14 protein-coding genes are annotated in these 15651 nt (G+C 68.2%); 12 read left to right on the forward strand and 2 right to left on the reverse strand.

Going from position 1 to position 15651, the window contains the following annotated elements:
- The first annotated feature begins 62 nt into the window (after nt 1-62).
- Nucleotides 63-1067, forward strand: a complete 1005-nt coding sequence (locus OHU89_RS20875; protein ID WP_405644909.1) for a DNA-3-methyladenine glycosylase family protein — start codon at nt 63-65, stop codon at nt 1065-1067.
- Nucleotides 1068-1284: 217 nt separating this feature from the next.
- On the opposite strand, the gene OHU89_RS20880 is transcribed toward OHU89_RS20875, so the two are convergent.
- Both OHU89_RS20880 and OHU89_RS20885 read right to left on the reverse strand, forming a co-directional pair.
- A complete protein-coding gene (locus tag OHU89_RS20880; RefSeq protein ID WP_405644910.1) occupies nt 1285-2367 on the reverse strand; it encodes a sugar phosphate nucleotidyltransferase in 1083 nt (360 codons plus the stop codon).
- Between the two features lie 154 nt (nt 2368-2521).
- A complete protein-coding gene (locus OHU89_RS20885) occupies nt 2522-3859 on the reverse strand; it encodes a peptidoglycan recognition protein (RefSeq protein WP_405644911.1) in 1338 nt (445 codons plus the stop codon).
- A 128-nt stretch (nt 3860-3987) separates the two neighbouring features.
- Here OHU89_RS20885 and OHU89_RS20890 point away from each other — a divergent pair, with 128 nt between their 5' ends.
- The 11 genes from OHU89_RS20890 to OHU89_RS20940 all read left to right on the forward strand — a co-directional run bounded on the left by OHU89_RS20890 (nt 3988) and on the right by OHU89_RS20940 (nt 15627).
- A complete protein-coding gene (locus OHU89_RS20890; RefSeq protein ID WP_405644913.1) occupies nt 3988-4743 on the forward strand; it encodes a TIGR03089 family protein in 756 nt (251 codons plus the stop codon).
- Between the two features lie 227 nt (nt 4744-4970).
- The gene (locus OHU89_RS20895; RefSeq protein WP_405644915.1) at nt 4971-6269 is read left to right on the forward strand and encodes an LCP family protein; all 1299 of its coding nucleotides are present in this window, start codon (nt 4971-4973) and stop codon (nt 6267-6269) included.
- A 234-nt stretch (nt 6270-6503) separates the two neighbouring features.
- Complete coding sequence (locus OHU89_RS20900; protein ID WP_405644917.1) at nt 6504-8249, forward strand: LCP family protein; 1746 nt, start codon at nt 6504-6506, stop codon at nt 8247-8249.
- 273 nt (nt 8250-8522) lie between these two features.
- Entirely contained in the window at nt 8523-8900 is a 378-nt protein-coding gene (locus OHU89_RS20905) for a spore-associated protein A (RefSeq protein ID WP_405644919.1), read from the forward strand.
- Nucleotides 8901-9112: 212 nt separating this feature from the next.
- Complete coding sequence (locus tag OHU89_RS20910; RefSeq protein WP_405644921.1) at nt 9113-10762, forward strand: LCP family protein; 1650 nt, start codon at nt 9113-9115, stop codon at nt 10760-10762.
- A gap of 36 nt (nt 10763-10798) precedes the next feature.
- Nucleotides 10799-11230, forward strand: a complete 432-nt coding sequence (locus tag OHU89_RS20915; RefSeq protein WP_405644923.1) for a serine/threonine protein kinase — start codon at nt 10799-10801, stop codon at nt 11228-11230.
- A 454-nt stretch (nt 11231-11684) separates the two neighbouring features.
- Nucleotides 11685-13247 (forward strand): LCP family protein, encoded by a 1563-nt coding sequence (locus OHU89_RS20920; protein ID WP_405654590.1) that lies wholly within the window; start codon nt 11685-11687, stop codon nt 13245-13247.
- A 144-nt stretch (nt 13248-13391) separates the two neighbouring features.
- Complete coding sequence (locus OHU89_RS20925) at nt 13392-13838, forward strand: hypothetical protein (RefSeq protein WP_405644925.1); 447 nt, start codon at nt 13392-13394, stop codon at nt 13836-13838.
- A gap of 94 nt (nt 13839-13932) precedes the next feature.
- Entirely contained in the window at nt 13933-14352 is a 420-nt protein-coding gene (locus OHU89_RS20930; RefSeq protein WP_405644926.1) for a spore-associated protein A, read from the forward strand.
- A gap of 116 nt (nt 14353-14468) precedes the next feature.
- A complete protein-coding gene (locus tag OHU89_RS20935; RefSeq protein ID WP_405644928.1) occupies nt 14469-14888 on the forward strand; it encodes a spore-associated protein A in 420 nt (139 codons plus the stop codon).
- 271 nt (nt 14889-15159) lie between these two features.
- Nucleotides 15160-15627: a hypothetical protein gene (locus tag OHU89_RS20940; protein WP_405644930.1), complete on the forward strand. Its 468-nt coding sequence runs from the start codon at nt 15160-15162 to the stop codon at nt 15625-15627.
- Nucleotides 15628-15651 lie beyond the last annotated feature (24 nt).

A 15651-nucleotide genomic window follows, 5' to 3' on the forward strand; every position in this document is an offset into this window, starting at 1 on the left:
GCTCGATGGGACCCTCGTAGGACTCTCGCAGGCCCTCTCCATCTCTCCCGGGACTTCAATTCGTGGCTGGACGGTTCACTCCGCGGCCCACGCGTACGACCGTGCGCGGCGGGCATGTCGCCGTGCCCGGGGGTGTGCCGCGGCAGGTGGCGGCGCCGGGGCGGGTGCGGACGTGGGTGCCCGAGGGGCCGCTGGATCTGGGGCTGGTGCTCGGGCCGTTGCGGCGGGGGCCCGCCGATCCGACGTTTCGGGCGGTGCCGGACGGGTCGGTGTGGCGGGCCAGCCTCACGCCCGCCGGGCCCGGGACGCTGCGGGTCACCGCGGCCGGTGGTCAGGTGCGCGGGGAGGCGTGGGGGCCGGGGGCGGAGTGGCTGCTCGACGGGTTGCCGTCGTTGCTCGGGGCGGCCGACGATCCGTCCGCGTTCGCGCCCCGGCACCGGTTGGTGGCTTCGGCGCAGCATCGGCGGCCGGGGCTGCGGCTGACGCGGACGGGGCTGGTGCTGGAGTCGCTGATCCCGTCGATCCTCGAGCAGAAGGTGACGACCGACGAGGCGTATCGGGCGTGGCGGTCGCTGGTCCGGAAGTACGGCGAGCCGGCACCGGGGCCCGCGGCCGGCGGACGGCTGTTCGTGATGCCCTCGCCCCGGACGTGGGCGTTGATTCCGTCCTGGGAGTGGCATCGGGCCGGGGTCGACAACAAGCGAGCGTCGACGATTCTGCGGGCGGTCCGGGTCGCCGCCCGGCTGGAGCAGGCGATGGCGATGGATCCGGCCGAGGCGCAGGCCCGGTTGGAGGTCGTGCCGGGGATCGGGCCGTGGACGTCCGCGGAGGTCGTGCAGCGCAGCCATGGCGCGGCGGACGCGGTGACCGTGGGGGATCTGCATCTGCCGGGGATCGTCGGGTGGGCGTTGGCCGGGGACCGGGACGCGGACGACTCTGTGATGCTGTCCTTGCTGGAGCCGTATGCGGGGCAGCGGCACCGGGCGGCGCGGTTGATCCTGTTGAGCGGGCGCACGCCGGCGCGGCGGGCTCCGCGGATGCCGCGGGGGGACATCGGGCGACTGTGAGTGGGGGTGGCCGGCCCCAGGCGTTTTTCGCCCCCGCCGCCCCTACCCGTCCCATCCTCCAGGGGCGCCGCCCTTACGGCGGCCCCGGTCCCTGAGGGCTGCGCCCCCAGACCCCCATCGGCCCGAAAGGCCTCGTCCTCAAACTCCCCCAGAGGGGGCACCCCCAGACGGGCTGAAAGACACGGGTAGGGGGATCGGGGCGGTAGCCCTCGGGCCCCTACTGGTCCGAGGAGAAGCGCACCGCGCCCGCCGGGATCCGCGCGTCGCACCACACCCGGGCGCCCTCGCGCAGTTCGTTGTCGGCGCCGACCACCGCGCCGTCGCCGATGACCGTGCCGGTGAGGACCGAGCGCTCACCCACGCGTGCCCTGGTGCCGATCAGGGAGTCCGTGATGACCGCGCCCGGTTCGATGACCGCGCCGGGGAGGATCGTGCTGCCGAAGACGCGGGCGCCCTCGGCCACGAAAGCGCCCTCGCCGACCACGGTGCCGCCCGTCAGTTTGGCGTCGGCGGCCACCCGTGCCGTGGGGAGGACGAGACGGTCGCCGCAGCGGCCGGGGACCGCCGGGGAGGGGGCGCGGCCGAGGACGAGGTCCGCGGAGCCTCGTACGAAGGCGGCGGGGGTACCGAGGTCCAGCCAGTACGTCGAGTCGACCATGCCCTGGAGGTGGGCTCCCGCCGCGAGGAGGTCGGGGAACGTCTCGCGCTCCACCGAGACCGGGCGGCCCGCCGGGATCGTGTCGATCAGGGAGCGGCGGAAGACGTAGGCGCCCGCGTTGATCTGGTCGGTGACGATCTCCTCGGGGGTCTGCGGCTTCTCCAGGAAGGCCAGCACCCGGCCCGACGGGTCGGTGGGGACCAGGCCGTACGCCCTGGGGTCCGTCACCTTCGTCAGGTGGAGGGAGACGTCCGCGTTCGTCGACTCGTGGGTCGCCACCAGCGCCCTGATGTCGAGGCCCGTCAGGATGTCGCCGTTGAAGATCAGGACCGGGTCGTCCGGTGAGGAGTGCAGTCGGGACGCCACGTTGCGGATCGCGCCGCCGGTGCCCAGCGGCTCGTCCTCCGTCACGTACTCGATGTGCAGGCCGAGTGCCGAGCCGTCGCCGAAGTACGGCTCGAAGACCTCCGCCAGATAGGACGTGGCGAGGACGATGTGGTCCACGCCCGCCGCTCTCGCTCTCGCGAGCTGGTGTGTGAGGAAGGGGACCCCGGCCGCGCGCACCATGGGCTTCGGCGTGTGCACGGTGAGCGGGCGCAGCCTCGTGCCCTTGCCGCCGACCAGGAGGATCGCTTCTGTCACCTGTCGTCTCCGCTTCCTGCCGGTGACCGGCCGAACTGTCTTTCGACCGGTCAGTGTATGCAGACCGTTGTGCGGCGCTTTCGGCGGCAGTGCGGTACTCCGCCCCATGCCCCCGGTGGCGGTGGAGATGACTGAACGTGGTCCCCCGGTTCCCCTAACGCCCCTGGTAGTCGGCCGCGCTCGAACGGGCCGAGCCGAGCTTGCGGTAGAGCTCCTTGCCGGGGCAGGCGGTGGAGAAGCCGTCCCGGTGGCCGGAGATCACGTTCAGGCGTACCTTCTTGCCTTTTCGGTAGAGATTGCCACCACCCGACTTCAGGTATGTCTTTCCGCTCGGATTGGCGCCGTAGAGACCGAGCTTCCACGCCGTGAGCCGGGCGATCGCCGTCACGGCGGCGGCTTTGGGACGGGTGGAGCCGAAGCTGCCGAGGACGGCGATCCCCATGCTGTTGGTGTTGAAACCGAGCGTGTGGGCGCCCAGGACCGGCTTCGCCACTCCCCCGGCGCGACCCTCGTAGATCTTCCCGCACTTGTCGACGAGGAAGTTGTAGCCGATGTCACGCCATCCCATGCTCTGGACGTGGTAGCGGTAGATACCGCGAATGACGGAGGGCGCCTGCGAACACTTGTAGCTGTTCCCGGTGGCGGTGTGGTGGACGAAGGCGGCCTTGACCTTCTTCGTGTAGACGAAGGTCCTCTCGCGCAGGCTCTCGTTCGCGCCCCAGCCGCGCCGGGTGACGATACGGGGGCGCGGGCCGATGTACGGCTTGACCCGCTGCTGTTCCGTCAGTTCGCCGTCCCGCAGGGCGAAGAGTTCCCGTTCGGTCCGCGCACGGTCGAGGGCGGGGATCTCCAGGGCGCCGAGGGGGGCGAGGTCGGCGTTGGCGGCGGAGGCGGTGACGGACTCGGTGCCGATCGAGCCGGCGCGCGGGCCGCTCACCGGCGGGCCCTCGGGCGCCGCGGCCTCCCCGGGGTCCACGAGTTCCAGACGCAGCCCCGACGGCAGGGCGCCGGCCGACGCGGCACGCTCCTCGGCGCCCGCACGCACGCGTACCTCGACGCCGTCCGAGTCCCCCACCCACAGCGGCGCCGTCGCCCCGCGCACCCGGCCCGAGGTGCGCTCGGCCGTGCCGGGGTCGGCGCCGTCGTCTCCGTAGTGCGTCTCGACGTCCTGCCAGCCGGACCAGGTGCCGGACGTGGCGGCACGCGTGCGTACCTGGACGCTGCCGTGCAGTGCGGTGTCCGGGTTGTCCCAGACGACGCCGACCATCGAGAAGTGGTTCACCTCGCGGGCCGGCAGGCCCTGTTCGGCGGTGGGGCCGAGGTCTCGGTCGCGGCCCAGGGGGGCGAGGGGAAGGGACTGGGTGCTGCCGGGGACGAACACTTCCGCGTTCGGCGCCGGGCGCGCGACGGTCGCGGCGGCGGGCGAGCCCGGCGGAAAAGCCAGAGCGGCCGCGCACGTGACACCCATCGAAGAAGCAAGGAATCCACGCATGCCAACGATCGTGAACACAGCTGAATATTTCCGCCATTCGGGAATTGACGGACCATCGGGGCGCGTTCCCCCGAACCGGCGACCCCGCCCCTCGTTGCGCGGCGCCGCCCCCGCGTACGCTTGCGCGGGTGACCACCACCGACCGCACCCCTGCCGACCTGCTGCGTTCCGCGCTCGCCGCGGACGCCGGACGCCCCCTGGTGACCTTCTACGACGACGCCACCGGCGAGCGCGTCGAACTGTCCGTGGCCACCTTCGCCAATTGGGTGGCCAAGACCGCCAATCTGCTCCAGGGCGAGCTGTCCGCGGAGCCCGGCGACCGGGTCGCGCTGCTGCTGCCCGCGCACTGGCAGACGGCGGTGTGGCTGCTGGCCTGCTCGTCGGTGGGCGTGGTCGCGGACGTGGCCAGCGATCCCAAGGCCGCCGACATCGTGGTGAGCGGCCCGGACACGCTGGACGCCGCCCGGGCCTGCTCCGGCTCGCGCATCGCCCTCGCGCTGCGCCCGCTGGGCGGCCGGTTCGCCCAGACCCCGGACGGCTTCGCCGACTACGCCGTCGAGGTACCGGGGCAGGGCGACCGCTTCGCGCCGTTCGCGCCGGTCGACCCCGAGGAGCCGGCGCTCATCGTGGCCGGGCGGGAGTTCAGCGGCGCCGAGGTCGTCGAGCGGGCGGCCGCGGAAGCCTCCGGCCTGGGGCTCACGGGGCCGGGTGCGCGGCTGCTCTCGGGGATGCCGTACGACACCTGGGAGGGGCTCAGCGCCGGGCTCTACTCCCCGTTGGCCACGGGCGGGTCCGTGGTGCTGTGCCGGCATGTGGAGCGGCTGGGTGAGGAATCGTTGGCCCAGCGGATCGAGAGCGAGCGGGTGACGGCGACTGCGCGCTGAGCGGGGCGATCGTTCGTCTGCGGGCACATCGTGGCTGGTCGCGCCCACGCGGCGGTAGCCGCAAATTGACACCGCCCCGTGCCCCTAGGGGCACCATTCGCGCCGCCCACTCGAAAGTGCCCTCACTCCCCCATCCGGCCCACCACCATCCGCCCTGACCCTCCCGTCCACGCCATGGTCGTAGGAGCAGCCTGGACGCTCGTACGCCATGAGGGGTGGATCCGGACGTGACCGACACCGCTGGTACGCCCTCGGCAGGCACCCTCGGTCCGGGAGCGGGGGCATCCGCGACGGGGAACGGGCTGATACGACGGCGCCGGCGGCGGTGGCTGCGGTACGGGGCGGTCGGGGTGGCCGTCACCGTGCTGGCTGCCGTGGGGGCCGGGTGGGCGGTGTACGCGAAGCTGGACGGCAACATCACGCCGGACAACGCGGCGGCCGCGGAGCTCGCCCGGTACGAGAAGGAGCGGCCCACCGCGCTCGTCGAGGACGCGCAGAACATCCTGCTGATCGGGTCGGACTCACGCTCCGGGGACGGCAACGCGCGTTACGGGCGGGACTCGGGGACCGAGCGGTCGGACACCACCATCCTGTTGCACCTCGCCGCCGGGCGGCGCAGCGCCACCGCGGTCTCGCTCCCCCGCGACCTGATGGTGGACGTGCCGTCCTGCCGGCAGCCGGACGGCAGCCGGACCGAGCCGATGTTCGCGATGTTCAACTACGCCTTCCAGAAGGGCGGTTCGGCCTGCACCATCCGAACCGTCGAGAAACTCACGGGAGTTCGCATCGACCATCACGTGGTCGTCGACTTCCACGGCTTCAAGGACATGGTCGACGCGATCGACGGCGTACGGATCTGTCTGGACGAGCCCATCCACGACAAGGCCGCCAAGCTGAACCTGCCCGCGGGCAGGGTGACACTCAGCGGCGAGCAGGCCCTCGGGTACGTGCGCGCCCGCAAGTCGCTCGGCGACGGCAGCGACACCGACCGGATGGACCGCCAGCAGCGGTTCCTCGCGGCGCTCGTCAACAAGGTGCAGAGCAATGACGTCCTGCTGAATCCGGTGAAGCTCTATCCCCTGCTGGACGCGGCGACCTCGTCGCTCACCACCGACCCGGATCTGGCTAACTTGCGCGGTTTGTACGATCTCGTTCGCGGGTTGCGCGACATCCCCACCGAACGTGTGCAATTCCTGACCGTCCCCAGGGAGTCGTACGCCCACGACGCCAATCGCGACCAACTCGTACAGGCCGACGCCGAGAAGCTGTTCGAACGGCTGCGGATGGATCAGCCGGTGGCGGTCGCCGAGGAAGTTCCACAGGATTCCGCGACAAAAAGCCCCAATTCGAGCGACGGTCCACAAGAAGAAGCGGATTCCCGCGGGGAGTCGCACGACGACGACTACTCCGAGTACCGGGACCACTACGACGGCAAATCCGGCGCAAAACGGCCCGATGAGCCCGTCGCGGCCGTTTCGCCCGCGCCGACGTTCCGCGGAAACACCGCCGCCGAGGACACCTGTTAGTAAAGCGATTACCAAGGCGACGTGCAGGTGTCCAAGGAAATGGGGCGGATTGACCAGTTGTAGGGACGTGGAATTTGTCACCGTCGTCGCTTGACGACGAACTGGCCGGATAGTGTGAGCGATCCTGTGCATCCGGCCATCAGGTCTTCCTGGGGTCGGGCACAGTGTGACCGAGACCCGAGCGCCTTTGAGGGGGAAGGCGCCGCGTGGCCCCGACGGAGGATTCAGACAACCGTGGACGCGCAAGGCCGTGGGCGGGCGGACGACATCGACCCCGCAGACCAGTGGGTACTCAATCCGACCACTGGCGAATACGAACTGCGACTGACTCCTTCCGCACCGCAATCAGCGGTGCCAGGACCTCGTAGATCCGCTCCCCGCTCCGGCGGTGCGGGCGGGGCAACACGCAACCGGTCGGCAGCGCCGGGCCGTACGGCGCCTGCCGAGGCGCCCGGCCGTGACGTGCCGCCGCCACGCAGACGCCGAGGCGCGCCCGAAGAACCACTGCCGGGGCGGCGCAGCCGGCGGCCGGTCAAGAAGAAGTCCAGGGCCAAGAAGGTCGTGCTGTGGACCGGCGGCGTCATGGCCTTCGTGCTCGTCGGCACCGCCGGGGCCGCCTATCTGTACCTCAAGCACCTCGAGGGCAACGTCACGACCGAGGACGTCGGCAATGTGGCGGATGACGGCTTCAGCAAGGACGAGGCCTTCAACATCCTGATCATCGGCACCGACAAGCGGACCGGCGCGGGCAACGAGGGCTACGGCGACAAGGGGAGCGTCGGACACGCCGACACCAACATCCTGCTGCACGTCTCCAAGGACCGTACGAACGCGACCGCGATGAGCATCCCGCGGGACCTGATCGTCGATGTCCCGGACTGCGAGGTCACCGAGGACGACACCACCAAGGTCATCCCGGGCACCCAGAACAAGCGCTTCAACACCAGCCTCGGCCAGTACGGCCGCAACCCCGGCTGCACCATGAAGACGGTCGAGGAGCTCACCGGCATCGACGTGAACCACTTCGCGATGGCCGACTTCGACGCGGTGAAGACGCTGACGAGCGCGGTGGGCGGTGTGGAGGTCTGTCTCGCCAAGAACGTCAACGACCCCGACTCGCATCTGAACCTGTCGGCCGGCAAGCACACCATCGAGGGCGAGGAAGCACTCGCCTTCGTCCGCACCCGGCACAGCTTCGGCAACCAGGGCGACCTGGACCGCATCAAGGTCCAGCAGCAGTTCATGAGTTCGCTGATGCGGAAGATGACCTCGGGCGACACCCTCACCAGCCCCACCAAGCTGATCAAGCTGGCTAACGCCGCCACCAAGGCGCTCACCGTCGACAAGGGCATCGGCAAGGCCAGCACGCTCAAGGACGTGGCGCTGGAGCTGAAGAAGGTGCCGATGAAGAACATCGCCTTCACCACGGTCCCGGTCAAGGACAACCCGGCCGAGGTGGTCAAGGCGACCGTCGTGCCCCTTGAGCCGAACGCCTCGCAGGTCTTCAACATGATCAAGAGTGACACCTCCTTCACCGCGGTCAAGGCCAAGGAGAAAAAGGAGAAGGCCGCCGTCGCCGCCCGGCTGAAGGGCACCAAGTCGGACGCCTCCGAGGTGCGGGTGCGGATCCTCAACGGCGGGGCTCCGGGTGGCAGCGCCCAGGAGGAGCTCACCTACCTCCAGACCGAGGCGGGTGTGTCCAAGTCGGAGAACGCGGGCAACGCGGAGAAGTCGCTGGCGAAGACGACCCTCGAGTACGCCCCGGACCAGGCGGACCAGGCCCGCAGGCTGGCCGCGATCATGGGGCTGTCCGGATCGGCGATGAAGCCGGGCGAGAGCGTCACCAACTCCCAGGGTCTGCCGACCATGACGCTGACGCTGGGCGAGGACTTCAAGGGCGCCGGAGTGAAGATGAACTCCTCGGCGGCGCCGGCGAACGTCGACAAGACCACGGCGAACGAGGTGAAGTGCGCTAGTTGAGAGACCGCGACCTCACGGGCCTGTCACACGTCGAACCGGACGCGTGACAGGCCCGTTCGGCTGCCCCGCCCAAGGTGAGGCGAAGGTCACAAATGACAGCCTTGATCACCTCGCCGACCCGTGAGTGAGTTAACTGATCGCGCATCAACCCTTTTGAACTCCTAGGAGGTTGCTTTGCGCGGCATGTTGCGCACGCGGATCACTTCGGCGGCTGGAGCAGTCACACTGCTGACGGCCGGACTGATAGGCCTTTCAGCCGGACAGGCTGACGCGATGTCCCGGGTCAACTACTGCGGCAGCTCTTACGGCTTCCTGAAGTCCTGGGCGATCAAGGACGGCTGGTACCCCAATCCCACTGTCGGCTACATCGACGTCTACTACAACAGCTCGAACGGGAACAACTGCGTCATCACCCGCGCGAACGACGGCGAGGTGGGCGGCGCCAACCACATCATCGCCGGCCTCCGTAAGAGCGGTTCCAGCACCTGGAAGCTCGACGGGAACAATTCCAACTACACCTCCTACGCGGGCCCGTTGTACGTCTACGCCGCCGGCAGCTGCATCGACATCTACGGCGAGCTCAACTACACGAGCGGCGGCACGGGGGCCGGCGGCGGCAGGACCGTCTACGAAGACGTGCACTGCGGCTGAGCCCCGATCCACCCGGGCGGGATGCGGCGGCCGCACAGGCCGACAGTCGACGTCGGGGGATTCCGAACGGCGGTGCTCAGGGCGCGCCGGGTGGGGGAAGTCCTGCCCGGCCGCAGAATGATGAATCTTGAGTGCACCAAGCGGCTCTGTCTCACGTCTGACTTGACGCGAGACAGAGCCATGTCAGGTGTGGGGCGGAGAGGGCGGGACAGTTGCCGCAGAACAGTGTGCGGGGGCAGAGGAGAAGGACGTTTTCGGGCGTCGGACCCGCTCTAGGACGGGGTCCGGCCGACAGCCCGTCCGAGGGCGGAGGCGGGACCGCAGGGCCGAAGGGCCGAGGCCAACACGGGAGACGGCGACCGCAACCCGGTCATCGTGTACTCAGATGGTCCGCGACCACACTCGCAGTGCTGATACTGGGCACGGCGGGCGCCGGTTACCTGTATTACCAGCACCTCAACGGCAACATCGAGAAGGGCAAGCGCAGCAGCGGCGACTCCAAGGCGAACAAGTCCGCGCCGAACGCCGCCGGCCAGACCCCGCTGAACATTCTTCTCATCGGCTCCGACAGCCGCGCCTCCGACGAGAACGTGCAGCTCGGTGGCAGCAAGGACAACCGCGGCAACCCGCCACTGGGCGACGTGCAAATGCTCATCCACCTGTCCGCGGATCGCAAAAGTGCCGCGATGGTGAGCATCCCGCGGGACACCCGCGTCGACATTCCCAAATGCACGGACCCGAAGACGGGCGCCACATACCCGGCGACCAACGACATCATCAACACGTCGCTGGCCCGCGGTGGGGCCGGCTGCACCCTGGCCACCTGGCAGAACCTCACAGGCGTCTACATCGACCACTGGATGACGATCGACTTCGCGGGCGTGGTGAGCATGGCGGACGCCATCGGCGGCGTCGAGGTCTGTGTGAAGCAGAACGTGTGGGACCGCCCGATGCCCGGCGTGCCCGGAGGTTCCGGCTTGAAGATGACGGCCGGCCGGAAGGACGTCAAGGGCAAGCAGGCGCTGCAGTGGCTGCGCACACGCCACGCCTTCTACAGCGATCTGGGCCGCGCCAAGGCCCAGCACATGTACATGAACTCGATGATCCGTACGCTGAAGAAGCAGAACGTATTCACGGACACCGGGCGGCTGATGAAGCTGGCCGAGGCTGCCACGAACTCGCTGACCGTCTCCGAGGAGGTCGGCAGCGTCAAGAAGCTGTACGACCTGGGCATGCAGCTCAAGTCGGTGCCGACGGACCGGATCACCATGACGACTCTGCCGACCGTCGAGGACGACCAGAATCGGAACCATCTGGTGCCGGACGGTGCTGGGGCCGAGAAGATGTGGCAGATGCTCCGCGACGACGTGCCTTTCGACGACAAGAGCACCCCCTCGGAGAAGAAGAAATCGGACGAGGAGAAGGTCTCGAAGGACCCGGCGGCAGCTGACGATCAGATCGGTGTCCTGGTGCGGAACGCGACGAGGTCCACCACGCTCGGTCCGGTCTCCGGGCGGGCGGGGACGATCAGCGGGGTACTCGTGCAGAAGGGCTTCACCCGGGCCTCGGCAGACACCTCGGCGGCGCTCACCGAGGACCGGACCGTGGTGAAGTTCCCGAGCGCGGACCTGGAGGGCGACGCCCAGCGGGTCGCCAAGTCACTGGGTGTTCCGCTGAGTTCGGTGAAAAGATCGCCTGACGTCTCCGGTGTCACCGTCGTTGTGGGCGCCGACTGGCGCTCGGGTACGACCTATCCGAAGCAGTCCTCTCCGAAGGCCGGGGACCTTCCGAGCAACGCTGACGAGATGAACGGGGCGGACAGCGGTCAGTGCATGGACGTGTACAAGCGGTACCGCTGGTGAACCGTCGGCGGGCAGCAGCGGCCCGTCAAGCGTGCGGTGGATGCGATCACGGACACACTCTCGGCACTGGCCCTCGTCGTCGCCCCACTGGCGACGAACGCGAGTGCGTCGACCAAGAGCGACGTCGTGAGCCTGGCGAAATCGGTCTGCGGATCCGGGTACACAATCACCGTCGACGCCGGCGACATGGGCATCCCGAAGCAGTACTACTGGAGCGTCCTGCTCTACAACCCGTCCTCCGGCTACAACTGCGCCGTCAACGTCAAGGACAGCAACAACACCGACTACGGCAGGTCCAGCGGCATCGGCATGGGCATCAGGGCGGCCGGTGGCAGCTGGCACGAGGACCTGGGCAGCTACACGAAGTACGCGGGTCCCGTGTACGTCTACGCGCCCAGCACCTGCGTCTACCTCCGCCTCACCTCACCAGAGCTCACGTGGACCAGCAACGCCATGGGCTGCAACTGACCGCCGCCTCCTGCCCCAGATCACTCACACCGGTCTCCACAGGCGCCGTTGTAACCGGCCGCATGGCCCGGGTTTACCGCAGACGCAGCGTCATCGACTCCATGAACGGCTGACCGCCCCGCCCGTGGGGCCTGCGCCGCGGCACTGGCCGCGGTGAGTACGCGGGCGACGACTGCGGCTGATCTACGGGGGCGGCCCAGCGGGCATGAGCCGAGGTCGCACCCCACAGCAAACTCCTAACTCCCTGCAGAATGATGAAGCGTACTCACGTCCGAGAGTTCGATCGGCGTTCGACGCCGCATTCGACAGTAGTTCTCGCGTACGCTTTCCGACCAGGCGGACGAGGCATAAAGGCCGGTCGCCGGGCTTGGGGAGGCTCGGCAGTCCGCAGGGTGGGGAGGACAGGGAATTGGCGCAGAGCGTGCGCGGAGAGGTGCCCGCGGTCGAGGACACGATGTCCCTCACACCGCAGGGCCCCAGACCGCCCGCCGGTCACGGCAGGGGACGGCGCGGCAGAGGCGACCGCGGGCGGGGCCGGCGGTTCCTGCGCTGGGCGGCGATCGTGCTGGCGGTGGTCATAGTCGGCACCGCGGGCGCCGGATACCTCTACTACCGGCACCTGAACGGCAACCTGAAGAAGGACGACCTGAACATCGGCGACGAGAAGGACAGGGCGGCCAAGACGGAGGCGAACGCCGCCGGGCAGACGCCGCTGAACATCCTGTTGATCGGCTCGGACGCCCGGGACACCGCCGAGAACCAGAAGCTCGGCGGCGCCAAGGAGACGTACAACACCGCGCCGCGGGCGGACGTCCAGATGCTGCTGCACGTGTCGGCGGACCGTTCCAACATGTCGGTGGTCAGCATGCCGCGCGACACCCTGGTCGGCATCCCGAAGTGCACGGACCCGGACGACGACAAGGCCTACCCGGCGCTCACCTCGGCGATAACGAACCAGTCGCTGGGCCGGGGCGGCCCCGGCTGCACGGTGGCGACCTGGGAGAAGCTCACCGACATCCACATCGACCACTTCATCATGGTCGACTTCGCGGGCGTGGTGTCGATGGCGGACGCGATCGGCGGCGTACCCGTCTGCGTGGACGCAAATATCCACTCGCACACCTCCTCCGGCAAGGGCTCGGGCCTGAAGCTCAAGGAGGGCACCACGCCCATCAAGGGCAAGCAGGCCCTGCAGTGGCTGCGCACCCGGTACGGCTTCGAGGACAGCACCGACATCGCGCGGGCCAAGGCCCAGCACCAGTACATGAACTCGATGGTCCGCCAGCTGCGTGAGAACGCGACGCTGAGCAGCCCGAACAAGCTGCGCAAGCTCGCCGAGACGGCCACCGAGGCGCTGACGGTGGACGACGGGCTGGGGTCGGTGACGAAGCTGTACGACCTGAGCAACGAGCTGCGCAAGGTCCCCACGAAGCGCATCACCATGACGACGATGCCGTGGCAGTACGCCTCGGACGGCAACCGGGTGGTGCCCAAGCCGGAGGAGGCGGAGAAGGTCTTCCGGCTCGTCCGTGAGGACATCGCCCTCGACGGCAAGGACAAGAAGAAGACCGCGCCGGAGGACGAGACCTCCGACGACCCGGCGGCCGCGGACGGCAAGATCGCCGTGCAGGTGCAGAACGGCACCCGGACCAGTACGGAGGCGGCAGCGAGCGGACGCGCCACCGATGTGACCGAGTTGCTCGTCGGCAAGGGCTTCACCGCGTCCAAGGCGGACTCCTCGGTGATCCTCAGCGAGGACAAGACCCTCGTCCGCTATCCGAGCGCCGACCTGGAGGGCGACGCCCAGCGGGTCGCCAAGTCCCTTGGGATCCCGATGAGTTCGGTGAAGAAGTCGACGGAGGTCTCCGGGGTCACGCTGGTCGTCGGTGCGGACTGGCGCTCGGGGACGAAGTACGAGGCCGCGAAGGAGGACGACTCGTTGCCCGAGTCGGACGACACCTTCAACGGCGCGGACACCAAGGCCTGTATGCACGTCGATCCCGACTACACCTGGTAGCAGCCTCCCCCTGAAAGCGCTTTCGGCCAGGTGATCATTTTCTGGCCAATGCTTTACACCGTGGTCATATTTGTTACTTGAACATGACAGGATCTTGAGCGCTCTTCGACCACGACCGAAGCAACAAGCGCTCCAGGGGGGAAGTTGGAGCTCAAGAGCAAGGCCGCTAGATACATCACGTCCCTGGCGATGATGCTGTCCGCGATCGCCGGCTACTCACTGGTCACGGCTCCGGCCGCCAGCGCCGCCACCTACGGCTGCAACGGATCCCAGATCGACAGTTGGAACAACACCTACAACGGCACCACGTACGCCAAGACCTACCTGTTCTGGGACGGCACGTACAACTGCGTCGCCGCCGTGAAACAGGGCTCCTATTACGGCGTCCGTTCGCGTATCGCCGCGGATGCCTGGACAGACAAGGACGGCTACGTCTCGCCGGGTGACGACGGCCAGTACCTCTACTACGCGAGCTTCAAGTTCTACGGCAAGGGCCGCTGCATCGCCGTCGAGACCGACATGTGGAGCACCAGCGGCGCGGACATGCTCCAGGACCGGGTTCCGGCCAGCGGCTACAACCACTGCGGCTGAACTCACCCATGACCCAGGCCCTTCTCCTCGGAAGGGCCTGGGCGCTCATGAACTGACCACACCCGTCACACGGGGCACCGACAGGGATCCAAACATGCTCAAACTGAAGCGACTCGGCTCCGCCGCGGCCGTCATCGGCCTCACCGTCGCCGGAACGATCGCCGCCACCGGCACCGCCTCGGCGGCCTCCTACAACGGCGCCTGCGGATCCGGCTACAGCGTGATCGACACGAAGGACGTCGGCGACGGAACCGCCTACCTCACCTACAACAGCTCCAGCGGCAAGAACTGCGTCGTCACCGTCTCCGACAAACCGGGCACCACCATGCTCCTGGACGCCCGCGTGCGGCTGCACCGCACCAACCTCGACTGGGCGGACAGCGAGTACGACGCGGGCTTCTTCAAGTACTACGCCGGCCCGGTCTACGCCTCCGCCGCAGGCAGGTGCATCGACTGGGGCGGCAATGCAGGCACCGAAACCTGGCATGTCAACTACAACGTGCACTGCGGCTGAGCCCTGTCGGCCATCGACACATGGCGAAGGCTCCTGGACACCGCCCCCAAGAGGGGCCGTCGGCGCTCATGAAATGATCACACTCATACCTACAGCACACTGACAGGGATTCAAACATGCCCGAGCTCAAGAGACTTGGCTCCGTCGCGGCCGTCATAGGCCTCGCTGCCGCCGGAACGATCGCCGCCACCGGTACTGCCTCGGCGGCTTCCTACAACGGCGCCTGCGGGTCCGGCTACGGCGTGATCGACACCATGGACGTCGGTGACGGAATCGCCTACCTCACCTACAACAGCGCCAGTGGCAAGAACTGCGTCGTCACTCTCACCGACACCCAGGGGACGCCCACGATCCTGGGCGCCAACCTGCGGCTGCACCGCACCGACAACGTGTGGAAGGACAGCGAGTACGACAACGGCACCTACAAGTACTACGCGGGCCCGGTCTACGCCTCCGCCGCGGGCAGGTGCATCGACTGGGGGGGCCACGCAGCCTCCAACTACACGCGCATCGACTACGGCGTCCACTGCGGCTGAGCCCCACCGGCCATCGGCCCATGACGAAGGCCCCTTCCCCGCTGGCCTGGAAGGGGCCTTCGGTCCGCTCCGGCCTGCGGAATCGCTCTCATCTTGAGGGTCATTCCGCTTTTATCAGCCAATTGAGATCGATCTTCAGCCATCAATGAACGTAAATGATCATCTAATGACCGGAACATGACAGTATTTTTAAGCCGTTCACGGGGCTTCAGGAGATCCCATGTCGAGGTGGGCGGCTCCATTGCGTCTCGAGATGAGAGGTCTCCAACTGATGTCCAAGCGCGTCAAGTTCAGAGCCACCCGTTGGATCACCACCGCGGCGATGACCCTCGGCCTGGGCGTCGCGGTCCCCATGGCCGTCGCCCCCACCGCGTCCGCCGCCGCTACCGCTGGCTGCAGCGGGAGCTTGATCGACCAGATCAAGCACTACGACTACTCGGTGAGCTCGCACCCGCTCGTCGCCACGACCTACCTGTACTGGGACGGCACCTACAACTGTGCGAGGTCCGTCAAGGCGGGCTCCTACTACGGCGTCAGTTCCCGCATGAACCTGGACCTGTGGTCCAAGGCCGGCGGGCACGACAACGACAACGGCTACTTCAGCTACGAGGCAGGCCCCGTCACGGTGTACGGCAGGAACACCTGCATCAACTTCGAGCTGGACATGTGGAAGCCCAACGGTGGCGCCAACTTCCTGCAGGACCACGTCCCCCCGTCGGGCTACTTCCACTGCGGCTGACGTCCGGGGGCAGTGATGGTTGCC

The sequence above is a fragment of the Streptomyces sp. NBC_00019 genome, from assembly GCF_045041015.1.
GTDB lineage: Bacteria > Actinomycetota > Actinomycetes > Streptomycetales > Streptomycetaceae > Streptomyces.